Below are 24882 nucleotides of genomic sequence, written 5' to 3'. Positions count from 1 at the left end.
AAAGGATGACGCGGGGTCACTTTCACGCCATGGGCCGTACCGCAGACTATTCCCGACAGAGCTGTTCCATCGCCGCGACGCTGGAGGTGATCGGCGATCCGTGGACGCTGCTGGTGATCCGCGACGCCTTCCAGGGCGTCAGCCGTTTCGAACAGTGGCAGGAGCGGCTGGGCGTGGCCCGCAACGTTCTGGCCTCGCGGCTCAAGACCCTGGTCCAGCACGGGGTGCTGGAGCCGAAACTCTATTCCGAACGCCCGCCGCGTAATGAGTATGTGCTGACCGCGCGCGGCAAGGATCTCTACGCCGTACTGGTGACCCTGCACGCCTGGGGCAACAAACACGTCTATGGTGACACCGACTCCGGCATCGACATGATTCACAAGGCTTGCGGCCAGTCGCTGGACCCCAAGATCGCCTGCGGCTGCTGCGGCGAAATCGTCAAACCGCGCGACGTCATCCTGACCCGGGTCGAGAACTGCGCCACCGTGGGTGACGTCATGCCCCGTGAAGACGCCGCCTGATCACGACCTGATCACGCCTGACCGGTTCCGGCCGGTTTCATCATCCCGACCACCCTGCCGGTTTGTCCCGGCCAAGGAGCTTCCATGACCAATTCCGTCCCGACCCACGGCCTTCAGCTGCGCAGCCTCGTCCGCAAATCCGGTGAGCTGGAACTGTCGCTCGCCAGGGTCGAGGTCGTTGCTCCGGGACCGGACGAGGTGGTGGTCCGAATCGAGGCGGCTCCGATCAACCCCTCCGACCTGGCCCTGCTGGTCGGGGCGGCTGACATGAGCACGGCGACGATGTCGGGCCCGGCCGGCAATCCGGTGACCACGGCCCAGATCCCGGCCGCGGGCATGCGGGCCATGGGCGGGCGCCTTGATGAGTCGATGACCGTCGGCAATGAGGGCGCGGGTACGGTGATCGCCGCCGGCAGTTCGGAAGCGGCCCAGGGCCTGATGGGCCGGACCGTCGCCCTGTTCGGCGGCTCGATGTTCGGCCAGTACCGCACGGTGGGTGCCAATACCTGCCTGCCGCTGCCGGCCGATACGACGGCTGCCGAGGGGGCGTCCTGCTTCGTCAATCCGCTGACCAGCCTGTGCATGGTCGAGACCATGCGGCTGGAAGGGCATACGGCCCTTGTGCATACGGCGGCGGCGTCGAACCTCGGCCAGATGCTGAACAAGGTCTGCCAGGCCGATCGCATCGAACTGGTCAATATCGTGCGCAGCGAGGCCCAGGCCGAGATCCTGCGCGGCCTCGGCGCGAAGCACATCTGTGACTCGACCAGCCCGACCTTCATGGCCGATCTGATCGCGGCCCTGGTCGAGACCGGGGCGACCCTGGCCTTTGACGCCATCGGCGGCGGCACCCTGGCCGGCCAGATCCTGACGGCGATGGAGGTGGCGGCCAACAAGACGGCCACGACCTACAGCCGCTACGGCTCCACCGTGCACAAACAGGTCTATATCTACGGGATGCTGGACACCGGACCGACGGTTCTGAACCGCGCCTTCGGCATGAGCTGGGGCGTCGGCGGCTGGCTTCTGCCGCCCTGCCTGGCGCGGATTGGCGGGGAGCGGGCCCAGGCCCTGCGCCAGCGCGTCGCCGCCGAGCTGAAGACCACCTTCGCCAGCCACTATGTGGCGGAAATCTCGCTGGCCGACACGCTGAACCCCGAGATCATCGCCCGCTACAACAAGCGGGCCACCGGCGAGAAATACCTGATCAACCCGAGCCTCGACGCCGGCTGAGGAACGCGGAACGACCGGGCAGCCCGTAGCTGCCCGGTCGGCCTGATGCCTATTTGCGCACGTAGCGGTCGAGGAAGGTCAGATAGGCCTCCTGGGCCGTGATGCGGTTGTCGCGGCGCTGGAAGCCGTGGCCCTCGTCCGGGAACAGGACGTATTCCACGGGCACGCTGTTGGCGCGGACGGCAGCGACCAGTTCGTCACTCTCGACCTGCAGGACCCGCGGGTCATTGGCCCCCTGGACCACCAGCATCGGGCGGCGGATATTGGCGGCGTGGAACAGCGGCGAGATCCGGCGGTGACGTTCGGCATCGGTCGCCGGATCGCCCATCTCGTCGAAGAGGGCATCGCGCTGCGGACCCCACCAGGCCGGAATGGATTCCAGCGTGCGCACCCAGTTGGTGACGCCGAAGATGTTGACACCGGCCTCGAAGGCCTCGGGATGGAAGGCCAGGGCCGCAGCGGTCATGTATCCTCCGTAGGAACCGCCCATCACCGCCACCTGGTCGTCGGCCACCCAGTCCTGGTCGCGCAGCCACTGTCCGGCGTCGACAATGTCCTGCAGGTCGGACTCGCCGTGGGCGCGGTCGTCCATGTGGAAGAAGGTCTTGCCATAGCCGGACGAGCCCCGGTTGTTGGCCGCCAGCACGGTATAGCCATGGTTCACCAGATGCTGGATCATCGGCGAGTAGCCGCGGGTGCTCTGGCCGCCCGGACCGCCATGAACCAGCACGATCGCCGGGCCTGGATTGGCCGCGGAGGCCCCGCGCGGTCGGTAGAGGACGCCCGGGATGATGGTTCCGTCGGAGGCGGCGTAGCGGACGATGCTTGCCTCGACCAGATCGGCCTCGTTGATGTCAGGGTTGAGGGCCGTCACCAGTCGCCGGGCCTGCCCTGTCGTCAGATCGGCGGTGTAGACGTCGTTCGGCGATGTATCGGATGAGACGGTGAAGGCGATGCGGGTCTCGTCGGCGTTGAAACGCACCTGGCCGAGGTTGCCGGCCGGCAGGCCGGAAAGACGGACCGGCTGGCCCGTGCGGGTATCAAGCAGCGTCAGTTCGGTCGAGGCGTCCGCGTTCAGCGCCGAGACCCGATAGCGTCCCGACGGCGACCAGCTGACGAACTGCACGTCCCAGTCTGCCTGGATGAGCGGAGCCTTGGCCCCGGTCGTCAGGTCATGGGTCCAGGCCTGGTTGAACTCGCCATGTTCGTCCGTGCCATAGATCAGCTGGCGGCTGTCGGGGCTGAAGGCATAGGTGCCGTGGGCGACAGCGCCCTCATGGGCCGTGATCAGGCGCGGCTCACCGTCGCCCTGAAGGTCGACCAGATAGACATCGCTGTCGGCGCTGGTGTTGGGCTTGTCGATGGCCAGCCAGCGCCCGTCCGGCGAGATGTCGGCGATGAACATGCCGGGGTTCTGAAACACCAGCCGGCTTTCATAGGTGTCGGCATCATAGGCGTAGAGGTCAAAAACCTCCGGGTCGCGGAGGTTGGACGTCACGTAGAAGACATCGCGCGCGGCGCTCCAGCCCAGCAGGTCGGCCTTGACGTTTTCGCCCGGGGTCAGGTCGCGGACAGTCCCGTCCAGCTCCCGGACATAGACGTGGGTCAGTTCGCTGCCGCCGCCGCCGCTGTCGGCCGCCAGCAGGACGCGGTCGTCGCCGGGGAAATAGCTCAGGCCCCTCGTGGCCACGGTCGTTGATGTGCTGAGCGGTACGGGAGTGCCGCCGGCGACCGACAGGGCCCAGGCGTTGAATACCCCCGTCTCGTCGCTGCTGATCAGGATCGACTGGCCGTCCGCGGAGAAGCCCAATCCTGCGGGACTGGACATGCCGTAGTTCCGGGTCTGGTAGAATTCGGCGGCCGTATAAGTGCGAAGGGTCGCGGCGTCGGCGGAAACGGCGGTCGGCGCGGGAGTCTGGGCCAGGACCCCGGGAGCGGCGGCCATGAGGGCGAGGACGGAGACGAGGCAGACGGTCGGGCGCATGGCGGATCCTTGCTGGATGAATGTCCATGGATGAGGCGTCATCCCATCACAACGGATGCGACCTGTCGGCAATTTAATGTTCGGTGGGGGTCAGCCGGCCAGTGGATCACCGCGCAGGGCGATCAGGGGGATGACGATGTCCTCCTCGTCGTCGAGGTGGCGCAGCAGGGGCGGGGCGATGACGTCGAGGACGTCCGCCAGCCGGTCGGCGTGGTCAGCAGCGTCGGACGCGCCGCCGCTGATCGCCTGGTGGAAGCCCATACCGGCCTGGAACAGGGTTTCCAGATGGGCGTGGATGGCGTTGTGGTCGCGGTCCAGCAGGTCGAGGCCGGGTACGATGCGCGGCTCAACCGCTCGCATGGCCGGAAAATAGTGGCCGGTCTCGATCCGGTGATGACCGTCCAGATGCTGGAGGAAGGCCTGCAGGGCCGGAATCAGGGCCTGGTGCAGGCTGTTGAGGTCGACCGTTCGGTCGCGCCACTGTCCCGCCAGAGTGGTCATATGGGCCTGATGATTGCGGAACCCGGCGTGCATCTGCAGCCAGTGGGCCGCCGTCGGGTGCAGGGCCGTGGTCCAGCGGTCGCGTGGGAAGGCATCACGCAGATACAGAAGGTCAGTCGGCAGGCCGGTGCGGTTGGCCAGCGTCGGACCGGCTGCCTCAGACAACGGCGGTGGTGGTCTGGATGAAGCCGCCACCCAGCAGGCGATCGGGATCGGCCGGATCATAGAGGGCGCAGGCCTGTCCGGGGGCCACGCCTTCCTCGCCCTCGGCAAAGAGGACCGAAATCACACCGTCGACCAGGGCCAGTCGCGCCGGGGACGGCGGACGGGTCGAGCGCACCCGGGCCAGGACCGGGGCCCCGGCCTCGGCGGCGGCCTCGATCGTTGGCTCGTCGCCCAGCCAGTTGGTCTCGTCCAGCGTCAGGGCGGCGGTCAGCAGGGCTTCGCGCGGGCCGACGATGACGCGGCGGTTGTCGGGATCCAGCTTTGTCACGAACAGGGGTTCACCCACGGCGACGTTCAGGCCGCGGCGCTGGCCGATCGTATAGTCGGTGATACCGGCGTGGCTGCCCAGCACCCGGCCGTCCATATGCACGATCTCGCCGGCCTCGCGGCCCTGGGGGCGCAGGCGGTCGATCAGGGTGCGATAGTCGCCCGAGGGCACGAAACAGATGTCCTGGCTGTCCGGCTTGGCCGCGATCTTCAGGCCCAGTTCGGCGGCGACGCCGCGTACCTGGGGTTTTTCGAGATCGGCGAGGGGGAAGCGCAGATAGTCGAGCTGGGCTGGTGTGGTGGCGAACAGGAAATAGGACTGGTCACGCGAATGGTCGATGGCCTTGCGCATCTGGGCGTAGCCGCCCGGGCCGACCGCGCGGCGCACATAGTGGCCGGTGGCCATGGCCTCGGCCCCGAGGTCGCGGGCGACATCGAGCAGGTCGCGGAATTTGACCGTCTGATTGCAGCGGATGCAGGGCACTGGCGTCTGGCCGCGCAGATAGGAGTCGGCGAACTGGTCGATCACGGCGTCGCGGAAGCGGCTTTCGTAATCCAGCACATAGTGGGGGATGCCGAGGCTCTCGGCCGCCAGACGGGCGTCGTGAATGTCCTGGCCGGCGCAGCAGGCCCCCTTCTTCTTCAGGGCCGCCCCGTGGTCGTAGAGCTGCAGGGTGACGCCGACCACGTCATAGCCCGCCTTGTGCAGCAGGGCCGCGACAACGGTGGAGTCGACGCCGCCCGACATCGCCGCGACGACGCGGGCACCGACCGGCAGGCCGACGGCCGCGCGCGCGGCCGCGATCGCCCCGTCCATGTCGGCGGGGGCGAAGGTCGGGATCGGGCAGGCGGGCTCAAGCAAAGTCATGGGCCCCATTTAGGGGGAAAGCGGTGCGAATTCGAGGCCGGGCTGTGAACCGGCCCTGAAACGACAACGACCGCCCCCGTTTCCGGGAGCGGCCGCTGCCTTCGGGGGGAAGAAATTCGGGCGGGGGCTAGCCCCGATAGTGCTGGATCCGCGTGGTGCGCAGCCCCTGCATGCCCCATTTGTCGATTGCCTTCTGCCAGGCGAGGAATTCCTCGGCCGTCAGACGGTATTGAGTCAGGGCATCATCAAGGCTGAGCAGCCCGCCGCGCACAGCGGCAACCACTTCGGCCTTGCGCCGGATCACCCACCGGTCGGTGGATGGCGGCGGAAGATCACCGAGAGTCAGGGGCGTACCCGTTGGTCCGACCACGTATTGTTCGCCTTTGCTGTTAAGGCGTCGCTCTTGCAGCATGGGCTTAAGCCTCATTCACCAATCACCATCTGAGGTGTGAATGTAGCCCGGCTCAGCTAAAGGCCGTTTAAGGGGCGTGGTGAAGGAAAGAATAAAATCCATTCCTGCGCCGACGTCAGTAAGGCCAAAGGTAAAGCGACGATTCATTGAACCTAACGATCAGTTACTTGCGGATCAGCGTTTGATGCTGATCAGCTCGGCGAGCATCTCGTCGGCGGTGGTGATGATCTTGGACGAGGCGGAATAGGCCCTCTGGGTGGTGATCAGGCCGGTGAATTCCGCTGACAGATCAACCGTCGAGGCTTCCAGCTGCGAGGCCCCGATCAGGCCCGCGCCGCCGCTGCCGGCCCCCTTGAGGTTGAACGTGCCGGAGCCCTGGGTCACGCGGAAGGCGTTGCCGCTGACTTCGGACAGGCTGTCGGGACTGGTGAAGGTGGCCAGGGCGACCAGGGCGATCTGACGGGTCACGCCGTTGTCGAAGATGGCGGTGACATAACCCTTCTCGTCGATCTTGATTTCCGACAGGTTGCCGAAGGCCGTGCCGTTGGTCAGCGTGGCCTGGACCACCGAGGCGCTGTCGTACTGGGTCAGGCCGCCGGCGGCGTTGGCGAGTTCGAAGGCCACGCTCTGGTTGTCGATACCCAGGCTGGAGGCCCAGTTGAACTCACCGGCGGCCGGCGCGGCCCCGTCCGAGGCTCCGAAATTCAGCGCTGCCACGGTCGGGTCCGCGAACAGGGCCTCGCCCGGGGCCATGGCCAGCATGGCGGTGACGTCGAGGCGACCGTCCTGGGTGAAGGCGACGAGGCCCGACTTGAGCTGACCGTTCGAAAGACCCGCCCCGGTGACGACGTCGCCGGCGGGGATGGCGCGGATTTCAGCGTACCACTGGTTCGGCACGGAGCTCTTCAGGAACGAGAGCGCGAGTGTTCTCTGACCGCCCTTGGAGTCGGAGACCGGAATGGTCAGCTCGAAATCGGGTTTCACGCCGGTTCCGGTGTCAGGATCCCACATGGCCATGGAGTTGGTGGCCGGATCATAGGCGTTGGGCCCCGGGACCGCGAGCGCGGCGTCCGAGGCGGCGATGGAGACCGGCTGGCTGGAGCGCAGGTTGGCGTTCAGCTCGATGCGGGTCGTGGCCTCGGCCGTACCGCCGACCGAGCCGACGTTGATGGTCTTGAGGCGGTTCAGGTCAGAGGGGTCGAGGTTCAGGTTGCCTTCGCTGTCGATGGGCCAGCCCTGGAGATACAGGCCGGCCGTGTTTTTCAGGAAGCCGTGGTTGTCGACCCGGAACGCGCCGGCGCGGGTGAACAGGCGGGTGTCGGCGGGCGTCAGGTCTTCGGCCTTTTCCGTGACGACGAAGAAGCCCTGGCCGGCGATGCCGAGGTCGGTCGAGGAGGTGGTGCGCTGCAGCTGGCCGTTCTGACTGGTGAAATGGCGGGCGCTGGCCAGGACGCCACCGGCCGAATAGCCGGCCCCGGCGCTCTGGGTGTTGACCACGGTGGCAAACTCGCCGGACGTCCGTTTGTAGCCGACCGTGTTCACGTTCGCGATGTTCTGCGAGATGGCCGCCAGCGCGGCGGCATTGGCAGTCAGGCCGGACACGCCGGCCAGCAGGGCGCTGTTGATACTCATGACTTGGAACTCCCGGGAGTAACGATTTCGATGGATTGAGGGGAAGGGCGTGTCGCGCCGGAAACGGATCGGCTCATGCTGTGCCGACCGGCGTGGTGGTGGTCGCGCGTTCCTGCAGCGCGATTACCGTGGACAGCGGCAGGATGGAGTTGCCGACTGTCAGATAGGGTTCGCCATTGTAGAGCTCGACGCCGGTGATACGGCCACGAATCAGGGTCTGGCTTTCGATGGTCTCGTCGGCACCGGTCTTGGCCGTTACCTTGAGGGTGTAGACGCCGCCGTCGGCCAGCTGGCCGCCGGCGCTGGTCTTGCCGTCCCAGGTGAAGTCATGGGTGCCCTCGGTGCGGTCCGGTGCCGGTCCACTCCAGACAACCCGGCCGCCGCCGTCGAGGACCTCCAGGTCGGCGGTCGCGGCATCGGCGGCCAGTTCATAGCTCCAGGTCGCCTGACCGCCGTCCAGCTTCATCGCCGACCAGGCCGCGGTGGTATCCTTGCCGATGTAGTTGGCGGCCCCGGACAGCCCGCCACTTTGCTGGGCTGACAACAGGCTGGTGAGCAGATCGTTGGTCAGCAGTTGCTGCTCGACACCCGACATCTGGGTGAGCTGGCTGGTGAACTGGTTGGAGTCCACCGGCGACAGCGGGTCCTGGTTCTTCAACTGGGCGGTCAGCAGGCTGAGAAACGTCTCGAAATTGGTCGCCATGGCGGTGCGACCGGCGGTCGTCCGGTCGGTGGCTGTGGCGGTGGTGACGGCGTCAACCATCGGTCAGACCTTCATATCGACGCGGTCAGGCGTCAGGGACAGGGACATCCAGCGCGGTGCCGTAACCGGGGCTGCGGCGTCGGTTTCATCGGACAGGCGCGAGGCGGCGGCGAAGGCGCGCCCCTGGCGGCGGTCAAAGGCCTCGCCGGAGGAACGGTCGCGGTCGGTGAACTGGAAGGCGTCGTCAGCCAGATGGAAGCCGGCGTCCTCGAGCTGGCGACGCAGCTCGTCGACGCGGCCCTTCATGTCGAGGGCGGCGGCCGGATTGTCGAAGGCGAGCCGGGCGGCGAGGCGGCCGTGCTCGTCGATATCCAGGCTGACGTCGACCCGTCCCAGTTCATCGGGGGTCAGGGCCATTTCGAACCGGGTCGAACGGGCATCCATCCGGCGGATGATCTGGGCCGCCATCTGGGCGGTGGCCTCAACCGCGGCGTTGGACAGGTTGGACAGGGAATGGGTCTGTGATGCCGTGCCGGCCTGGGTGGCGGTGGCAGGGAGGGTTTCAGCTGGTGCCTGGTCGACCGGTGCCTTTACCGTGGCGTCGTCGATGGCCGGAACCGGGACCGGCACAGCGGCGGCGGTTCCGGCCGGCGGCCGGTCCGACAGGGACGGGGGCGTGGCTGCGGTAGCGGACGGGGTCGCCTCAACGACCGGTGGAGCGGGGGGCGTGGAGGTGGCCGTGGCCGGAGCCGCAACCGAGGTCCGCTCCCCGGTCGAGGTCGTCGCCCGCATGCTGTTCGACACAGGCGCGTTGCGGTCGGTGGCGGGGCGTAGTGGCGGTGGCGGCGCGACGGCCGGTGCGAGGGCGGCGGCGGCCAGGGCGGCTGCCTTGGTCGCGCCGGATGTCACGGCCGGGTTGGCCGGCTCGGCCGTCGTCGGGGTGTCGGTTTGGGTGCCGGGCAGGATCTGGCGGCCACCGTCCTTGCCGATGGCCGGATTAATGACAGGCGTCGGGTCGGCACCGGGCAAGACCTGCGGATTGCCGCTCTTGTCCGTCGTCCCCGGAAGGACCTGGGGCACATCGGCTCCCTTGCCGGATGCGACCTGTCCGGTGGTTCCCCCGCCGATCTCACTGCTGCCGACGGTGCCGGGCAGGACCTGGGGCGTATCCGCCCCCTTGTTGTTCCGGACCGGAGGCGCGGGAGCCTCGACGTCGGCCTCGACCGTCACGGGCGGCGCGCCGGGCAGGATCTGGGGCTGGTCTACGCCCTTGTCCGCCGGGGCGGCCGGCAGGACCTGGGCCTCATCGTGCTTCGCGGCTTTGACGGATACGGAAGGGTGTGGGGTTTCGGCAGCGGCCGATGCGGCCGCAGCCGCGCCGGCCGCATCGGATGCCGTCGTTTCCGCGTCGAGGCTGCTGTCTTCGGCGGCGGCCAGGGCAGAATCGATCGCTGTCGAGAGGGCGGTCGGGCGGGGGGCTGCGGCCGCGACGCGGATTAGGACAGTTTCGCTCCTGCCGACCGAACCCGGCCGTTCAGAGTCGATCGCCATCGCTTCGCCGAGCATCCGGTCGAAACCGGAGTCTCCACGGGCGTCGGATGCCGCCGGGGCGGCAACCGGCACGGCGGCCGGTGCGACGATGGAGAGGAGACGGTCAGCGGACATGGGTCGCCAGTACAACGGTTACGTCGGCGCCTGCTGCGCCCAAAGGTTCAGTCGGTGGGTCGCAAGTCGCGGGCCACGTCGACAAATCCCGATAATGTGCTGAATTCCCTCGAAAATGATCTATCGATACCGTCTGGCCGCAGGCTCGACCACGGTCGAATCTTGCCGCGCCCTGACGTTTTTTGCCCGGCTGCCGCCAGCCATGGCCCTGACGCGAACGGGTGGAGGGTAACTGGCCCGGGCCTTGCGCTCCCTTCCGGGTATGAAGGCGCTAAAAATCGTGATGCCCCGCATATTCAATGAACTAGCCGGATCGCTGATCGATCGGGCCGGGCAAAAAACGCACGTCAGCTGGCAGGGATTGCCGGGCGACGCGGCGGTCACGTCGTCGGGAGTGGTCTGATGTCGCTGAATGCCATCATGAATACGGCCTCGTCGGGCCTGACCGCAGCCCAGGTGCAGCTGCGGGTCGTCTCGGACAATGTTTCCAACGTCAACACGCCCGGCTATGTGCGCAAGATCGCCGACCAGGTGGCCGTCACCAACCAGGGGATCGGCGCGGGCGTCGATGTGGCCCGCATTCGTCTGGCCACGGATCGGTTTCTGCAGGCCGCGAGCCTGAACTCGGGATCGGAGGCGGCACGCCAGGGCGTGCGCTATGAACTGTATGACCGGATCCAGTCCCTGTTCGGCGATCCCGGCAATGCGGGCTTCTTCTCCCAGGTCGACGACATCTTCTCGGCCTTCGCTGCCGGGGCCGAGGATCCGGTGTCGTCGCCGCGCCGCCAGGAGGCCCTGTTCAAGGTCCAGGCGGTGTTCGACGAGGCCGGTCGCATCGCCGGCCAGATCCAGTCCGTGCGCGAGGACGCCGACGGCCGCATCCAGAGCGCGGTGGAAACCGGCAATGCCCTGCTGGAGCAGATCGAGGCGCTGAACGTCGAGATTTCGCGGGCCGCCGCGGTGTCCGGCGACTCCTCGGGGGCCGAGACTGCCCAGGCGGCCCTGATCACCCAGCTGTCGTCCCTGATGGACGTGCGCGTGTCGGTCCGGGCGGTCGGCGGGGTGTCAATCCGCACCGGCAGCGGCGTTCTGCTGGCCGGTCAGGGGCGGGCGACGCTGGAATACGGTCGTGCCGGATCGGTCAATGCCGAGTCGGCCTTCAACGAGATCTGGGTCACCGAGCCAGGCGGCGAAAAACGCCCCCTGATGGAAAGCGTCACCTCCGGCGAGATCAAGGGTCTGGTCGAGCTTCGCGATACCGAGGCTCCCGAGACGGCCGCGCGGTTGGGCGAGTTGATGACGCGGATCGCCGATGAGTTGAACCGCGCCCACAATGCCAACAGTGCGGTGCCGCCGCCCTCGACCCTGACGGGTCGCAATGTCGGCCAGTCGCTGGCTACGGCCGTGGCCGGCTTTACCGGCAATACGACCATCGCCGTGACCAATGCCGCCGGAGTTATCCAGGCGCGCGCCGACATCGTCTTCTCGGGCGCGACCATGACGATCAACGGGTCTGCGGCGACCCCGGCGAATTTCCTGACCGTGCTGAATACTGAACTGGGTGGCGCGGCCACGGCCAGCTTCAACGGGGGTGTTCTGAGCCTCGCGGCCACCAGCCCGAACGGCATCGCCATCGCCGATGATGCGACCACGCCCGGTACCAAGGCCGGTCGCGGCTTCTCACACTATTTCGGGCTCAACGATCTGGTCTCGAGCGGCCGGGTGGCCCTGTACGACACGGGTCTGACGTCGGCGTCGCTGCACGGGTTCACCGCGGGGGAGACGGTATCGTTCCGCTTCATCGACGCGAATGGTTCCAAGATGCGGGACCTGACGGTGACCGTCCCGGGCGGGACCGGAACGGTCGCCGAGCTGCTGACGGCCTTGAACGACCCGGCGACGGGCGTCGGTCGCTACGGCAGCTTTAGCCTGGACCCGACCAGCGGTGCCCTGACCTTCAAGGGACTGGGCAGTCCGCCACCGACGATGTCGGTGGTCAATGACAAGACGACCCAGGTGCCGTCCGGCGTATCCCTGACCGAACTGTTCGGGATCGGTAGCGGGGTCCGGGCCTCGCGCGCAGACGGGTTCTCGTTGCGCACCGACATCAACCGCGACCCGTCGAAACTGGCACTGGCACAGCTGAATCTGGCGGCCGCGCCGGGGACGGCCGCCCTGGCGACCGGCGACGGCCGCGGCGCGCTGTTGCTGGCCGACGCGGGCCAGAGGGCCGCGCAGTTCGCGGCTGCGGGCAGTTCGTCCGGCGGCTCGATCAGTGTTTCGCGTTACACCTCCGAACTGGCCGGTGAAATCGGCGGGCGGGCGAAACTGTCAAAGAGCCGGTCGGACAGTGCTTCGGCCCTCCAGAGCGAGGCTGCCGCTCGCCAGGTCGCCTACGAGGGCGTCAATCTTGACGAGGAACTGGTGCTGATGACGACCTATCAGCAAGCCTTTAACGCCTCGGCGCGCCTGATCCAGGCCGTCAAGGATATGTATGACGTTCTGCTGGGGATGGTGTGATGACCAGGGTTTCGACCGCCGGAAACTACCATTCAGCCCTGGCGGAGCTGATGAACACCCAGGTTCGCGCCCAGGAGGCACAGACCCGGATCTCGACGCAGAAGGTGGCCACGGACCTGACCGGGTTCGGGCGCACGTCGGAAACCCTGACGGCCCTGAAGTCGATGCAGAGCCGTATCCAGGGTTTCATCAGCACGGGCGAGACCGTATCGGCACGATTGGGTTCCCAGGATCTGGCCTTCGGCCGGATCGCGGATGGTGCCGGCGGTGCCCGACAGGCCATCGCCGACGCCCTGGCGGCCGGTCGAATCGACGGTCTCATGCAGCAGTTGCAGAATGAGTTTCAGGTCAGCCAGGACGGGTTGAATACCAAACACCAGGGCCGTTATGTCTTCGCGGGGGGCAATGTCGAGGCAGTTCCGGTCGTGTCCATGACTCTGGCAGACCTGGCGGCGGCCCCCAGTGTTGCGGACAGTTTCGCCAACGACAGCCTGAAACAGGCCTCGCGACTGGACGAGGGCACGCGGATGGAAACCAGCTTCCTGGCCAATGAGATCGGCACCGACCTGTTCCAGATATTCCGTGACATCCAGACCTATCACGGCAGCACGCCCATCACCGATCCGATGAGCGACGCGACCCGGGATTTTCTGACCACCCAGCTGGCGCGGTTCGACCAGGCCCGGACGTCGATCACGGACATGGCCGCGCGCAACGGGGCCATGCAGAACCGCGTCGACGGGATCCTCAAGTCACAGGGCGAGCAAAAGGCCTCGCTGGATGAACTTCTGTCGACCAAGACGGATGCGGACATGGCCCAGGCGATCACTGATCTGCAGCTGTCCCAGGTGGCGATCCAGGCCTCGGCCCAGGTCATCAGCCAGCTGAGTCAGGTCTCCCTGCTCAACTATCTGAACTGAGCCACCCGGCCAGACCGTTGCGAAAACGCCCGTGGCAGACGCAATCGGGGGGCGTGGCGGAACGGTGACGCCCGACGACTGTTCACACTCCGCTCCAGGCGAAGTGCATGGGCAAAGCAGGGCGCGCCGTTTAGTGAGAACCATGGTCAGCGCGGATTTCCAGATCGAGGACGACGAGGGGGGGCTGGTGCTCCACCTCAGCGGCGACTGGACCACGGCCGGTCTGGGGCGCACCACACGCCGGCTGGCGACGGCCCTGAAGGACCGGACGCCGACGCGCCTGGACCTGAACGAAATGGGCCGGTTCGATACCGCCGGGGCCCTGTCGCTGGTTCAGGCGTCCGCAGAGGTGCTGCCCGCGGCAGTCTGGGCCGCGCGGCCGGAAGCCGGGCGCATCTATGCGATGGTCGAGCGGCTGGAGCGTGAAAGCGTCGAGCCGCGCAAGCGGGCCGATGCTTTTACCCGGTCCTTTGCCAAGGTTGGACGCGGGATCGAGGACATCGGTCATGAGGCGGTCATGTCGCTGGCCTTCCTCGGTCGGTTGATGGTCGCCGCCGGGGCGGCCCTGTCCAACCCCGGCCGAATCCGCTGGCCCGCCTGGTTCAGCCAGGCCGAGCGATCCGGGCTGGATGCCCTGCCAATCATTGCGACAACCAATTTCTTCGTCGGGGCTGTGATCGCCTTCCTCGGCGCGGACCTGCTGACCCAGTTCGGGGCCGGGGTCTTCACCGTGCAGCTGATCGGTGTTTCGGTGTTGCGCGAGTTCGCCGTGGTCATCACCGCTGTCCTGCTGGCCGGCCGGTCGGCCTCGTCCTTCGCCGCCGAGATCGGCGCGATGCGGATGAACCAGGAAATCGACGCCATGCAGGTCATGGGGGTCAATCCGTTCCAGGCCCTGGTCATTCCCCGGCTGGCGGCCATGCTGTTGATGCTGCCGATCCTGACCTTCGTCGGCATGGTCTCGGGCCTGTTCGGTGGCATGCTGGTCACCTGGGCCCAGCTGGACCTGGGTCCGGCCTTCTTCATCCAGCGGATCGCCGACACCCCGGACGTCGGCCGGCATATGGGCGTGGCGATGATCAAGGCTCCGGTGTTCGCGATCGTTGTGGCGGCGATCGGCTGTCGCCAGGGCATGTCGGTGGAGGGGGATGTCGAGTCCCTGGGACGCCGGGTCACGGCGGCCGTTGTTCAGGCCATCTTCGCCATCATCCTGCTGGACGCCGTCTTCGCCCTGATCTTCCTGGAGCTGAACTGGTGACCGCGCCGATTCACCCCTTCGCCCATGTCGAGCCGGTGCCCGAGGTCCTGATCGAGGTCCGCGGGCTGCTGAGCCAGTTCGGCGAGCGGGTCATTCACGAGAATCTCGACCTCGATGTGGTCAAGGGTGAGGTGCTGGGTATCGTCGGTGGTTCTGGATCGGGAAAAACGGTGCTGCTCAACAGCATTATCGGGCTCAAGGAGCCCAACGGCGGCACTATCCGTATCTTTGGCCATGACATCACTGAGATGACCAAGGGCCAGGCTGCAGATATCGAGCAGCGGACCGGCACGTTGTTCCAGCAGGGGGCCCTGTTTTCGTCGCTGACCGTACTGGAGAACGTAGCCTCGCCGCTGGTCGAGCATACGCGTCTGCCGAAGGATATGATCCGCGAATTGGCGGAGATGAAGATCGCCATGGCGGGTCTCGGTCCGGAAGCTCACCATCTGAAGCCGGCGGAACTGTCGGGCGGGATGCGCAAGCGGGTCGGGCTGGCGCGGGCCCTGGCCCTTGACCCCGAGATCCTGTTCCTGGACGAACCGACGGCGGGGCTTGACCCTATCGGTGCCGCGGCCTTCGACGCCCTGATCCGGAACCTTTCGGACGATCTGGGGCTGACCGTCTTCATGATCACCCACGATCTCGATAGCCTTTACGCCATCTGTGACAAGGTGGCAGTGCTGGCCGACAAGCGAGTGATAGAAAAGGCGACGGTGGCGGAGCTGGAACGGTCCGATCATCCCTGGATCAAAGAATACTTCCTTGGGCCGCGCGGACGCGCCGCCACGAAAGCCGCCTGAGGAGAGCGGAGCGATGGAACGAGACGCCCACTACGCCGCCGTCGGCATTGCCACGATCGCCCTGCTGGCGGCGCTGGCGGTGTTCGCCATCTGGCTTGCCCGCCTTCAGTTTAACAATGACTACGACGTCTATGACATCGTCTTCTACGGCCCCGTCCGGGGGCTGTCGGAAGGCGGCGACGTCAATTTTAACGGGATCCGAGTCGGTGAAGTCACCGACCTGCATCTGGATACCAAGAACAGTGAAGAGGTGATCGCGCGTATCCGTATCGACGCCACCACGCCGGTGCGGGTGACCTCGCGCGCCCAGCTCGAGCCGCAGGGCATTACCGGATTGAACTATATCCAGATCACGGCCGGAGCCCCGAGCAGCGCCTTGCTGAAGGCCCAGTACCCGGACAATGTCGTGCCGGTGCTGCAGAGCCAGCCGTCGCCGATCGCCGAGCTGCTGTCGGGCTCCGGCACGGTCCTGGCCCAGACGGTTGACGCCCTGAACCGGATCAATCGGGTCCTGTCTGATGACAACATCCGGTCCTTCTCGACCAGTATGAAGAATGTCGAATCCCTGACCACCGAGCTGGAAGCCCGCAAGGGGATGATCGAGCAGCTGGAGCAGTCGCTGATCAAGGCCAATGCGGCGATCGACGAATACCAGCAGCTGGGGGCCAGCCTGCGGGCTCTGGTCGACGGCGACGGTCGCGCGGCCGTGGGCAATATCAACCAGGCCGCAGCGGACGCCCGCACGGCCCTGGCCTCGATCAATCGGACCGCCAACAATCTGGAAGGTCCGCTGAACGACGTGGCCAGCGAGGGCGTGCCGCAGCTGATGCAGGCGATCCAGGGCCTCGAGGACGCCACGGACTCCCTGCAGGGCCTGATCGACGAGGTCCGCGCCAGTCCGCGCGACTTCATCGGGCGTCCCCCCTCCACCGAAATCGAGGTCCGGCCATGATCGGCATGTTTGTTCGTCTGTCGGCCGTCACGGCCGCGGTTGCGGTCCTGGGGGGCTGTTCGCTGCTGGCGACGCCGGACCCGGTGCAACTCTACCGGTTCGGTGCCGGGGCCGAGGTTGGCAACGGTCCGGTTCTGGCCGAGCCGATCCAGGTGGCCCTGCGCAGGATTGAATTTCCGGATGCCTCCAAGGGCGATCGGATGCTGGGCATCACCGGGACGGAGGCGGCCTATATCGCCGGGGCCCGCTGGGTCTCTCCGGCCGAGGACCTGTATGCCCAGAGCCTGCAGGAGAGCTTCCTGTCCCAGGCCTCCCGGGTGCGGCTGATCGGCCGTCGCGAGCTGACCCCGACAACGCGGACGCTGGACATCGACGTCCGCACCTTCGAGGCCCGTTATGAGCAGGCCGGAACCGTGCCCCTGATCGTGATCTCGGCGACGGCCCGTATGCTGCGCCTGCCGGAGCGGACGGTGGTATCGGAGCGGACCTTCACCGTATCCCAGCCGGCGTCCGAGAACCGTGTGTCCAGCATTGTCGCGGCCTTTGATATCGCCTCACGCGACCTGAACACCCTGATCGTCGACTGGACGGAAGTCACCGCCGCCCGCTGAACCGGTCGAAAGCCCGGCTAGAGGGGGCGGCGCAGCGCCTCGATCCGCGCCGCGATCTCGGCCCGTCGGGTTCGCGCCGTGTCCAGTTCCGTCAGGGCGGCCTCGATGCCGGCCAGAAGGGCATTGCGGGTCCGGGCCAGTCGCGTCTGGTCCGGTCGCACCCGTTTGGGTCTGCGTCCGGCCAGGCCCAGCCCGTCCTTCCAGTCCTCGGCCCAGGCGTCGATGCCGGCGCGGCACGCGGCGAGGCTGTCGGCGAGTCGGACATCGGTATTCTGGACACTCCGGATCAGGGGCAGGGTGCGCAGGGCCGCCTGTCGACCGGCCGTCAGGGTAGACCCGCGCCGGTGCAGCGGTGTCGGCTCGGCGTCCGCGGCAACCGGGGCGAGCCGGGCAAAGACGGCGCTGAGATGGGTGTCCAGCTCACCGACGGCCTCGCGCAGATCCTTCCAGACACTGTCCAGGGTGCCGTTGCGCTGGGTCACGCCCTCGATGCGGTCGGTCATGTCCCGGGCCACGTCGGCGAGGCCGGTCATGGCGCTGGCAAAGCGGGCGCGAAAGCGTTTGAGACGGCGTCCACGACTGTCGAACAGCCCGCCCAGGCCGGTGCGGGGCTCCAGCCCGGCGGGGGCGAGGTCCTCGATGACCGAGCGGGCGTGGGTCAGCTGGGCCACCGCCTCTGTCAGGTCGCCGGTGCGTACCGCGCCCAGGGCCCGCTCCAGCCGGTCGAGGGCAGCGGCGCGGGCCGCCTCGGCAAAGGACTCCGGCGGGTCGGTGTCGAGCACCGCAGCGGCCGCAGCGACGCGCGCGGGATCAGGCAGGGGCGCGCCGCCCGTAATGCGGTAGGAACCGTCAGCCGCCATCGTCACCCTCCCTCATCCGGTTTGATCGCCGGTCCGAAGGACTATGCCAGCGACTTCAGGTTTTCGGAAATCGTGTAGGTCGCCTCGGTCTTCGTCGCGACCTCGTCCAGCGTCACGCCCTCGGCCAGTTCGACCAGTTCCAGGCCCTTGCCGTCCGGCTTGACGTCGAACACGCACAGGTCGGTGATGATGCGGCTGACCACGCCCGTGCCGGTCAGGGGCAGGGTGCAGGCCTTCAGGACCTTGGACTGGCCGTGCTTGTTGGCGTGATCCATGACGACGACGACGCGTTTGACGCCGGCGACCAGGTCCATGGCCCCGCCCATGCCCTTCACCAGCTTGCCGGGGATCATCCAGTTGGCGATGTCGCCGTTCTCGGCCACTTCCATGGCCCCGAGGATCGACAGGTTGATATGGCCGCCGCGGATCATGGCGAAACTGTCGGCCGAGCTGAAATAGGCCGACTCCGGGATTTCGGTGATCGTCTGCTTGCCGGCGTTGATCAGGTCGGCGTCGACCTCGTCCTCATAGGGGAAGGGCCCCATGCCCAGCATGCCGTTCTCGGACTGGAGGGTGACCTCCATGCCGCGCGGGATGTAGTTGGCCACCAGGGTCGGGATGCCGATGCCGAGGTTGACGTAGAAGCCGTCCTGCAGCTCGTGCGCGGCGCGTTCGGCCAGTTGTTCGCGGGTACGGGGCATGGGGGTTATCCGGGTTTGGGGAATGGGGGGCGGGTGTGGGGGATGGGGTGTGGGGTGTGGTGTGTGAAAGGGTCAGGCGTCTTTCGCTCTGAGAGAGCGGATCAGAGCGCCGAGGCCGCGCCCGAGTTGATCACAGCGCCTGAGGACCGGTTCGATGTCACTCTTCGGCGCGCAATCGACTTCGGCAGCGATGATCAAATGTGACTCCAGCTCCTTCAACGATCCCTGCGAGATCATAAGGTGTCTGACATAGTCCTTTCGGGTGCCCCGGCCGTATCCCTCCGCGACATCGGCGGGAACGGAGACCGCCGAACGCCTGATCTGTGATGTCAGACCAAACTGCTCGTCCTTCGGAAAGGCACGGGTGATGAGATAGCAGGATTTCACCAGCGCGATCCCGTCGCGCCAGATCGTCAGCTCACGGTAGGACGAAAGCGGCTCTTTCATACCCTAAACCCCACACCCGACACCCCACACCCCTGTTCAGACAGCCTCCCTTTGCCGCACGGTGCGCTGTTCGATGCGCTTCTCGGACTCGGTCAGCACGATGCGGTCGATATAGATGCCGGGCGTATGGATGTGATCCGGGTCAAACGAGCCGGTCGGGACGATATGTTCGACCTCGACCACGGTGACCTTGCCGGCCGTGGCCATCATCGGATTGAAATTGCGGGCCGTCTTGCGGAACTGGAGATTGCCGCGGCCATCGGCCTTCCAGGCCTTGATGATGGCCAGATCGGCGACGAGGCCGGTCTCCATCACATAGTCCCGACCGTTGAAATTACGCACTTCCTTGCCTTCGGCGACCAGGGTGCCGACGCCGGTGGCGGTGAAGAAGGCGGGGATGCCCGCGCCGCCGGCGCGGATACGCTCGGCCAGGGTGCCCTGGGGGTTGAATTCCAGCTGCAGTTCCCCGGCCAGATACTGGCGCTCGAACTCCTTGTTCTCACCGACGTAGGACGAGATCATCTTGGCGATCTGCCGCGTCTCCAGCAGCTGACCGAGGCCAAAGCCGTCGACGCCGGCATTATTGGAGATGACGGTCAGGTTTTTGGTGCCGGAATCACGCAGGGCGGCGATCAGTTTCTCGGGGATGCCGCACAGGCCGAAACCGCCGGACATGACGGACATACCGTCGAAGGTCAGGCCCTCGAGAGCGGACGCCGCGTCGGGAAAGATCTTCCGCATCGCTTCCTCATATTTTCACCGCCCGATGAATATCGGCGGCCGTTGTCCGTCCGTAACGCGGCAGACGGTCCGGAGCAAGGCGGGCCGGTCGCGAAAAAACAGGGTCCACTGGGTCCACTGAGTCCACTGGGTCCACATCGGGCCGGTCGGTTCGGGCCGATCCCCCGCGACTGTAGCGGGGGCCCGCGTCAGTCGCGGGCGTGGCCCACGGTCACCGGCTGTTTCGGCGGCGCGTCGCGATGACGGTAGCGGGCCCCCTTGAGCATCATCTTCGCCGCCTCCCAGTGGATGCCGAGGGTGACCTTCCAGGTCAGCAGGGGGTGGGTCACGAAGGCGCGCAGCAACTGGCCGTCGGTCAGGGGGCGGCGCGCACCGGCGAAGCTGGCGGTCAGGATCGGGGTGTCGCCGCGGCGGACGGCGACGACCACGGACACGCCCTCGGCCGGGGGGCGGACCGTGAAATCATAGGTCAGGTCCATGTCCATGAAGGGCGAGACGAAGAAGGTCTTGTCGGCCGTCTGGCGAACCGGACCCGGCGTGTCGACCGGCCGGGCCACCAGATAGCTGTGACGTTCGCCGAAGGTATTGGTGACCTCGTACAGCAGGGCGGCCAGGGCCCCGTCGGGCCGGTGGCAGAAATAGACGCTGATCGGGTTGAAGCCGTAGCCGAGGATGCGCGGCATGGTCAGCAGGCGGATAGGGCCGCCGTCGAGGTCGATCCCGGCCGCTTCCAGATGGGTCTCGACCTGCCGGCGCAGCGGCGTGTCCGAGCGGTCGCCGTGGTCGGCGGCGCGCCAGCTCATCAGGCCGAACCGGCCGCGACCCAGCAGGCGCAGGCGGGACCGGCGCGTCTCGACGTGGTCGAGATCCAGCAGCAGCATGAAGACCCGGTAGCCGAGGGTGTGGTCGATGGTCCGCACCCGGGCATGATCGACCCGGCCGACATAGAGGGCGCTGGTGTCCGCCGTCACGCCACCTGGTCCAGCGGTCGGCTCATCGCGGGGGAGAGACCGGCCGGAGTCTGAAGGGGGATGCGGCCGCTCTCGTTGGCGACGGTCCAGGGACGGCGGACGCCGCCCAGCTGTTCGGCCACGGCCAGACCGGCCTGGAGTCCGTCCTCATGGAAACCCGAGCCGAACCAGGCCCCGGCGAACCAGACATTGCGGCGCCCCTGCAGCGACCAGAGCTCGGCCTGGGCGGTTACGGCAGCGGAGTCGAACACCGGGTGCTCATAGTCCCATTCGCCGATGACCAGACCGGGTTCGGGTTCACGCGCCGGGTTGAGGCTGACGAACAGGGGCGGTCCGGGCAGGCTCTGCAGCTCATTCATCCAGTAGGTGACACCGCCTTCACCGGCGCGATCGGAATAGCCGAGATGGGTCCAGGCGGCCCAGGCCTTGCGCCGTTTCGGCATCAGGCCGGTGTCGCGGTGCAGGATCACCCGGTTCGGCCGGTAGGGGATGGCCCCCAGCAGGCGGCGATCGTCGGCCGAGGGGGCGTCCAGCAAACGCAGGGCCTGGTCGGAATGGGTGGCGATGACCACGGCATCGAACCGTTCCAGCCGGCCGTCGTCGAAGCGGATCGCCGCCCCGTCGAGGCCGCGAACGACCCCGGCGATGCCGGCCCCGGTCACGACCCGGCCGCGGAAGGCGTCGGCCAGGCGGCGGACATATTCGCGACTGCCGCCGTCGACGGTGCGCCAGGTCGGCTTCAGGTCCAGCTTGAGCAGGTTGTGGTTCATGTAGAAGCGGATGAAGGAGGCGGCGGGATAGCCGGCCATCTGCCCCATGGAACAGGACCAGATCGCGGCCGCCTGGGGCAGCAGATGGGCCTCGCGGAACAAGGGGCCGTAGCCGCCCTGGGTCAGATAGGCGTCCAGTGTCATGCCGCTGAGTTCCAGCGCCGGCAGGTCGCGCGGGGCCTGTTTCTGGAAACGCAGCAGATCGCCGATCATGCGCCAGAATTTTGGGCTGGCGTAGTTGCGCTTCTGCGCAAACAGGGCCCCCAGGCCGTGGCTGGAATATTCGAAGGCCCCATCGTCGATGGAGACGGCGAAGGACATATGCGCCGGCTTGGTCGGCACGCCGAGATGCTCGAACAGGGCGGTCAGATTGGGATAGTTGGCCTCGTTATAGACGATGAAGCCGGTGTCGACGGCGACGGGCCCGGCCGGGCTGGGGGCATCGACCGTGCTGGAATGCCCGCCGAGGCGGTCGGCGGCCTCGAACAGGGTCACGTCATGGGTTTCGGACAGCAGCCAGGCCGCCGACAGGCCCGAGATGCCGGAGCCGATCACAGCAATTCGCTTTCCCGGCGCGGCGGGCAGGGTTTCGGCGACGAGGTGGGGGCTCATGAGGACTCCGTGGGGATCAGATCCTCAGCTACGGGGCCGCGGCCGACATGGATGTCATCCATCCGGCCTTTGGCTGCGTATTTGCCAGGGTTCGACCTGTGCAACGGTGGAGTCCCCCGGGACGTTCCTCAGGATCGGGCGATCGTGCCATGTCCTTGACCCTCATTCCGGAACGCCCATGTCCCTCGCCAACGCCGCCATTCGCAAACTGCAGGATGCGCCCTTTCCGGACTTTGTCGCCCGCCCGGCGATCGACAGCCTGGTTACCGAGGCGCGGCGGCGACTGGATCGGGACGGGCCCCATGACGAGTCCGCCTTCGCCGGGGCCATGGCGTTGCGGGCCATCGCCGAACATACGACAGCGGCCAATGAGCAGCACTATGAGCTGCCGCCCGAATTCTTCGAGATCTGCCTGGGCAGCCGGTTGAAATATTCCTGCTGTCTGTACCCCGACGCGGGGACGACGCTGGACGAGGCTGAGGTCGCCGCCCTGGCGGAGACCTGCGCCCACGCCGACCTGGCCGACGGCCAGACCATTCTGGAACTGGGCTGCGGCTGGGGCTCGCTGAGTCTGTGGATGGCCGAACACTATCCGCGGTCGCGCATCACCGCCGTCTCCAACAGTCACGGGCAGCGCGGCCATATCGAGGCCCAGGCGGCGGCGCGGGGCCTGACCAACCTGACCGTGATCACCTGCGACATGAACGATTTTGACCCGCAACCGGCCGGGCAGGGGCGGTTCGACCGCATCGTCTCGGTCGAGATGTTTGAACATATGGCCAATTGGCGGACCCTGCTGGAACGCGCCCGGGGCTGGCTGAAGCCGGACGGGCGGATGTTCATCCACGTCTTCACCCACCGCGACGCCCCCTACCGCTTCGACCACACCGACAGTGGCGACTTCATCGCCCAGCATTTCTTTACCGGCGGCATCATGCCCAGCCGGGGCCTGATCCGGCAGTTTCCCGACCTGTTCGCGGTCGAGGCGGAATGGCTGTGGAGCGGCACCCACTACCAGCGGACGGCCAATGACTGGCTGGCCAATATGGATGCCAATGCCGACCGGGTGATGGAGCTGATGCAGGCGACCTACGGCAATGACGCGAGTCTGTGGCGGCGGCGCTGGCGGCGGTTTTATCTGGCCACGGCCGGATTGTTCGGCAATGACGATGGCCGGACATGGGCCGTCAGCCACTATCGTCTCAAGCCGGCCTGACCGGTGTCCAGGAGGACCAGAATGATCCGCTTTATCCTTGCCTATCTCGGCGCGGGCGTCAGTTTCGCCGCCATCGATGCCGTCTGGCTGACGACGATGACCGACCGCTTCTACAAGCCCCTGCTCGGGCCGCTGCTGGCGCCCGAACCGGACCTCAAGGTGGCGGTGATCTTCTATCTGGTGTCGATCTTCGGCACGGTCTTCCTGGCCGTGCTGCCGGCCCTGAAGGCCGGATCGTGGCGTCGGGCGACGCTGAACGGAGCCGTTCTCGGCTTTGTCGCCTACGCCACCTATGACCTGACCAACCAGGCCACCCTGGTGCAGTGGTCGACCCAGTTGACCATCGTCGACCTGTGCTGGGGGACGGTGCTGACGGCGGTTTCGGCCACCGGCGGCTATTTCCTCGCCCGTCTGGCCGGTCCCGGAAAGGCCTGAAACGGCGGGGTCCATTAACCTTTTTGTTCGCTCGCGAGGGGCAGGCGGTGGCGGTCGCGCGTCAATGCGGTAGAACCGACGTCCGTAGGATGGCTTAACCACGCCATCGGTCGAATGTCGGGGGACAGGCGTGCGTGCAGGCATCAATGCTTTGACGGTGGCCTTTGTGGTCGGCGTGCTGGCCGGGCTGATCCTCACGCCCGACGGCCGCGCCTGGCTGCGCCATCCGACACTGATGCTGGGCGGTGCCGCCAATGCCTCGGCCCCGGCCGCCGTCCCGGTCGAGGCCGCGCCCGCCGTTCCGGTCCCGGTCGTGGCGGCCCGGCCGGCCGTGACACCGCTGACGACGCGAATGGCCCGGGGACAGCTGAGGATCGGCGTGTTCGGCGACTCCATGGCCGACGGGCTGTGGGCCGCCCTGTACCGGGACCTCAACACTGAACCCGGCGTCTCGGTCACCAAATTCAGCGAGGTTTCGACCGGCCTGTCGCGCTACGACTATGTCGACATCCAGGCCAAGACCGCCCGCCAGCTGGACGAGCATCCGGTCGACGTGGCCGTGGTCCTGTTCGGGACCAATGACGCCCAGGGCATCAGCCTCGACGGCCAGGTGCATCCGTTCGGCACCGACGGCTGGAAGGCCGCCTATGCCAAACGCGTCGATGATCTGGTGGGCCTGCTGCGCAGCCGCGACATCGCCGTCTACTGGGTGGGCCTGCCGCGGATGAAGCGCGAGAGCTTCGACGCCAGGATGACCCTGATCAACGCGGTGGTGGCCGAGCGGATGGCGGCACTGGACGTGCCCTATATCGACACCGTGCCCCTGACCGCCAACGACGCCGGTGGCTATGAGGCCTATCTGCCGACCGAGACCGGCCGCCGCACCCTGATGCGGGCCAATGACGGAATTCACATGTCGATGGCCGGCTATCTGCGGATGGGCGACCCGGTGGCGGCGACCCTGAAACACGACGCCGGACTGGACAGGCCCCGGCCCCAGGCGGCGAGCCCGGGTCCGGCGTCTGCGGCGACCCCAGCCGTTTCACCCGCCGCCTGA

Annotated in this window: 24 protein-coding genes; 11 read left to right on the top strand and 13 right to left on the bottom strand. The window is 67.0% G+C overall.

Annotation, left to right across the window (positions count from 1 at the left end):
• Nucleotides 1-29 precede the first annotated feature (29 nt).
• On the top strand, nt 30-521 hold the full coding sequence (locus PSV00_RS00220) for a helix-turn-helix domain-containing protein (protein ID WP_300443386.1): 492 nt from the start codon (nt 30-32) through the stop codon (nt 519-521).
• 84 nt (nt 522-605) lie between these two features.
• Entirely contained in the window at nt 606-1754 is a 1149-nt protein-coding gene (locus PSV00_RS00215; RefSeq protein WP_300443383.1) for a zinc-binding dehydrogenase, read from the top strand.
• 49 nt (nt 1755-1803) lie between these two features.
• On the opposite strand, the gene PSV00_RS00210 is transcribed toward PSV00_RS00215, so the two are convergent.
• From PSV00_RS00210 to PSV00_RS00180, 7 genes are all read right to left on the bottom strand, one after another.
• The gene (locus PSV00_RS00210) at nt 1804-3738 is read right to left on the bottom strand and encodes a S9 family peptidase (RefSeq protein ID WP_300443380.1); all 1935 of its coding nucleotides are present in this window, start codon (nt 3736-3738) and stop codon (nt 1804-1806) included.
• A 90-nt stretch (nt 3739-3828) separates the two neighbouring features.
• Nucleotides 3829-4404: a hemerythrin domain-containing protein gene (locus tag PSV00_RS00205; RefSeq protein WP_300443377.1), complete on the bottom strand. Its 576-nt coding sequence runs from the start codon at nt 4402-4404 to the stop codon at nt 3829-3831.
• The gene (mnmA, locus tag PSV00_RS00200; protein WP_300443522.1) at nt 4397-5548 is read right to left on the bottom strand and encodes a tRNA 2-thiouridine(34) synthase MnmA; all 1152 of its coding nucleotides are present in this window, start codon (nt 5546-5548) and stop codon (nt 4397-4399) included. Before mnmA ends, PSV00_RS00205 begins: the two co-directional genes overlap by 8 nt.
• A gap of 178 nt (nt 5549-5726) precedes the next feature.
• The gene (locus tag PSV00_RS00195; protein WP_300443519.1) at nt 5727-6011 is read right to left on the bottom strand and encodes a DUF1153 domain-containing protein; all 285 of its coding nucleotides are present in this window, start codon (nt 6009-6011) and stop codon (nt 5727-5729) included.
• A gap of 174 nt (nt 6012-6185) precedes the next feature.
• Complete coding sequence (gene flgE / locus PSV00_RS00190) at nt 6186-7643, bottom strand: flagellar hook protein FlgE (protein WP_300443374.1); 1458 nt, start codon at nt 7641-7643, stop codon at nt 6186-6188.
• A 73-nt stretch (nt 7644-7716) separates the two neighbouring features.
• Nucleotides 7717-8406 carry a flagellar hook capping FlgD N-terminal domain-containing protein gene (locus tag PSV00_RS00185; protein WP_300443372.1) on the bottom strand — a complete coding sequence of 230 codons (690 nt, stop codon included), beginning with the start codon at nt 8404-8406 and terminating at the stop codon, nt 7717-7719.
• A 3-nt stretch (nt 8407-8409) separates the two neighbouring features.
• Nucleotides 8410-10011: a flagellar hook-length control protein FliK gene (locus PSV00_RS00180; RefSeq protein ID WP_300443369.1), complete on the bottom strand. Its 1602-nt coding sequence runs from the start codon at nt 10009-10011 to the stop codon at nt 8410-8412.
• Between the two features lie 402 nt (nt 10012-10413).
• Between PSV00_RS00180 and flgK the strand changes: the two genes are divergently transcribed.
• The 6 genes from flgK (at nt 10414) to PSV00_RS00150 (ending at nt 17072) form a co-directional block, all read left to right on the top strand.
• Nucleotides 10414-12531, top strand: a complete 2118-nt coding sequence (gene flgK / locus PSV00_RS00175; protein ID WP_300443366.1) for a flagellar hook-associated protein FlgK — start codon at nt 10414-10416, stop codon at nt 12529-12531.
• Nucleotides 12531-13451 (top strand): flagellin, encoded by a 921-nt coding sequence (locus PSV00_RS00170; protein WP_300443364.1) that lies wholly within the window; start codon nt 12531-12533, stop codon nt 13449-13451. Before flgK ends, PSV00_RS00170 begins: the two co-directional genes overlap by 1 nt.
• Before the next feature lie 142 nt (nt 13452-13593).
• Entirely contained in the window at nt 13594-14709 is a 1116-nt protein-coding gene (locus tag PSV00_RS00165; protein WP_300443362.1) for an ABC transporter permease, read from the top strand.
• A 35-nt stretch (nt 14710-14744) separates the two neighbouring features.
• Nucleotides 14745-15509, top strand: a complete 765-nt coding sequence (locus PSV00_RS00160) for an ABC transporter ATP-binding protein (RefSeq protein WP_300443360.1) — start codon at nt 14745-14747, stop codon at nt 15507-15509.
• Between the two features lie 13 nt (nt 15510-15522).
• Complete coding sequence (locus tag PSV00_RS00155) at nt 15523-16461, top strand: MlaD family protein (RefSeq protein WP_300443358.1); 939 nt, start codon at nt 15523-15525, stop codon at nt 16459-16461.
• Nucleotides 16462-16466: 5 nt separating this feature from the next.
• The gene (locus PSV00_RS00150) at nt 16467-17072 is read left to right on the top strand and encodes an ABC-type transport auxiliary lipoprotein family protein (RefSeq protein WP_300443356.1); all 606 of its coding nucleotides are present in this window, start codon (nt 16467-16469) and stop codon (nt 17070-17072) included.
• Nucleotides 17073-17089: 17 nt separating this feature from the next.
• On the opposite strand, the gene PSV00_RS00145 is transcribed toward PSV00_RS00150, so the two are convergent.
• From PSV00_RS00145 to PSV00_RS00120, 6 genes are all read right to left on the bottom strand, one after another.
• A complete protein-coding gene (locus tag PSV00_RS00145) occupies nt 17090-17932 on the bottom strand; it encodes a hypothetical protein (protein WP_300443353.1) in 843 nt (280 codons plus the stop codon).
• Between the two features lie 41 nt (nt 17933-17973).
• Complete coding sequence (locus PSV00_RS00140; RefSeq protein ID WP_300443350.1) at nt 17974-18633, bottom strand: 3-oxoacid CoA-transferase subunit B; 660 nt, start codon at nt 18631-18633, stop codon at nt 17974-17976.
• Nucleotides 18634-18705: 72 nt separating this feature from the next.
• Complete coding sequence (locus PSV00_RS00135) at nt 18706-19080, bottom strand: four helix bundle protein (protein WP_300443348.1); 375 nt, start codon at nt 19078-19080, stop codon at nt 18706-18708.
• 36 nt (nt 19081-19116) lie between these two features.
• Entirely contained in the window at nt 19117-19821 is a 705-nt protein-coding gene (locus tag PSV00_RS00130) for a CoA transferase subunit A (protein WP_300443346.1), read from the bottom strand.
• Nucleotides 19822-20009: 188 nt separating this feature from the next.
• A complete protein-coding gene (locus PSV00_RS00125) occupies nt 20010-20792 on the bottom strand; it encodes a DUF1365 family protein (RefSeq protein WP_300443343.1) in 783 nt (260 codons plus the stop codon).
• Entirely contained in the window at nt 20789-22174 is a 1386-nt protein-coding gene (locus PSV00_RS00120) for an FAD-dependent oxidoreductase (protein ID WP_300443341.1), read from the bottom strand. Before PSV00_RS00120 ends, PSV00_RS00125 begins: the two co-directional genes overlap by 4 nt.
• Before the next feature lie 178 nt (nt 22175-22352).
• On the opposite strand from PSV00_RS00120, the gene PSV00_RS00115 reads away from it, so the two are divergent.
• The 3 genes from PSV00_RS00115 (at nt 22353) to PSV00_RS00105 (ending at nt 24882) form a co-directional block, all read left to right on the top strand.
• A complete protein-coding gene (locus PSV00_RS00115) occupies nt 22353-23390 on the top strand; it encodes a cyclopropane-fatty-acyl-phospholipid synthase family protein (RefSeq protein ID WP_300443339.1) in 1038 nt (345 codons plus the stop codon).
• 21 nt (nt 23391-23411) lie between these two features.
• A complete protein-coding gene (locus tag PSV00_RS00110; protein WP_300443336.1) occupies nt 23412-23825 on the top strand; it encodes a DUF2177 family protein in 414 nt (137 codons plus the stop codon).
• 130 nt (nt 23826-23955) lie between these two features.
• The gene (locus tag PSV00_RS00105) at nt 23956-24882 is read left to right on the top strand and encodes a DUF459 domain-containing protein (RefSeq protein ID WP_300443333.1); all 927 of its coding nucleotides are present in this window, start codon (nt 23956-23958) and stop codon (nt 24880-24882) included.

This window comes from Brevundimonas sp., from assembly GCF_029945885.1.
GTDB lineage: Bacteria > Pseudomonadota > Alphaproteobacteria > Caulobacterales > Caulobacteraceae > Brevundimonas.
This window is presented reverse-complemented; position numbering and strand designations above follow the sequence as displayed.

Excerpts from the sequence above, each read along its gene's own strand:
- PSV00_RS00165 (WP_300443362.1), top strand. The coding sequence starts at position 13,594 with ATGGTCAGCGCGGATTTCCAGATCGAGGACGACGAGGGGGGGCTGGTG.
- PSV00_RS00215 (WP_300443383.1), top strand. The coding sequence starts at position 606 with ATGACCAATTCCGTCCCGACCCACGGCCTTCAGCTGCGCAGCCTCGTC.
- PSV00_RS00170 (WP_300443364.1), top strand. The coding sequence starts at position 12,531 with ATGACCAGGGTTTCGACCGCCGGAAACTACCATTCAGCCCTGGCGGAG.
- flgK (WP_300443366.1), top strand. The coding sequence starts at position 10,414 with ATGTCGCTGAATGCCATCATGAATACGGCCTCGTCGGGCCTGACCGCA.
- PSV00_RS00210 (WP_300443380.1), bottom strand. The coding sequence starts at position 3,738 with ATGCGCCCGACCGTCTGCCTCGTCTCCGTCCTCGCCCTCATGGCCGCC.
- PSV00_RS00115 (WP_300443339.1), top strand. The coding sequence starts at position 22,353 with ATGTCCCTCGCCAACGCCGCCATTCGCAAACTGCAGGATGCGCCCTTT.
- PSV00_RS00220 (WP_300443386.1), top strand. The coding sequence starts at position 30 with ATGGGCCGTACCGCAGACTATTCCCGACAGAGCTGTTCCATCGCCGCG.
- PSV00_RS00110 (WP_300443336.1), top strand. The coding sequence starts at position 23,412 with ATGATCCGCTTTATCCTTGCCTATCTCGGCGCGGGCGTCAGTTTCGCC.
- PSV00_RS00150 (WP_300443356.1), top strand. The coding sequence starts at position 16,467 with ATGTTTGTTCGTCTGTCGGCCGTCACGGCCGCGGTTGCGGTCCTGGGG.
- PSV00_RS00145 (WP_300443353.1), bottom strand. The coding sequence starts at position 17,932 with ATGGCGGCTGACGGTTCCTACCGCATTACGGGCGGCGCGCCCCTGCCT.
- PSV00_RS00155 (WP_300443358.1), top strand. The coding sequence starts at position 15,523 with ATGGAACGAGACGCCCACTACGCCGCCGTCGGCATTGCCACGATCGCC.
- flgE (WP_300443374.1), bottom strand. The coding sequence starts at position 7,643 with ATGAGTATCAACAGCGCCCTGCTGGCCGGCGTGTCCGGCCTGACTGCC.
- PSV00_RS00185 (WP_300443372.1), bottom strand. The coding sequence starts at position 8,406 with ATGGTTGACGCCGTCACCACCGCCACAGCCACCGACCGGACGACCGCC.
- PSV00_RS00140 (WP_300443350.1), bottom strand. The coding sequence starts at position 18,633 with ATGCCCCGTACCCGCGAACAACTGGCCGAACGCGCCGCGCACGAGCTG.
- mnmA (WP_300443522.1), bottom strand. The coding sequence starts at position 5,548 with ATGGACGGGGCGATCGCGGCCGCGCGCGCGGCCGTCGGCCTGCCGGTC.
- PSV00_RS00135 (WP_300443348.1), bottom strand. The coding sequence starts at position 19,080 with ATGAAAGAGCCGCTTTCGTCCTACCGTGAGCTGACGATCTGGCGCGAC.
- PSV00_RS00130 (WP_300443346.1), bottom strand. The coding sequence starts at position 19,821 with ATGCGGAAGATCTTTCCCGACGCGGCGTCCGCTCTCGAGGGCCTGACC.
- PSV00_RS00180 (WP_300443369.1), bottom strand. The coding sequence starts at position 10,011 with ATGTCCGCTGACCGTCTCCTCTCCATCGTCGCACCGGCCGCCGTGCCG.
- PSV00_RS00195 (WP_300443519.1), bottom strand. The coding sequence starts at position 6,011 with ATGCTGCAAGAGCGACGCCTTAACAGCAAAGGCGAACAATACGTGGTC.
- PSV00_RS00120 (WP_300443341.1), bottom strand. The coding sequence starts at position 22,174 with ATGAGCCCCCACCTCGTCGCCGAAACCCTGCCCGCCGCGCCGGGAAAG.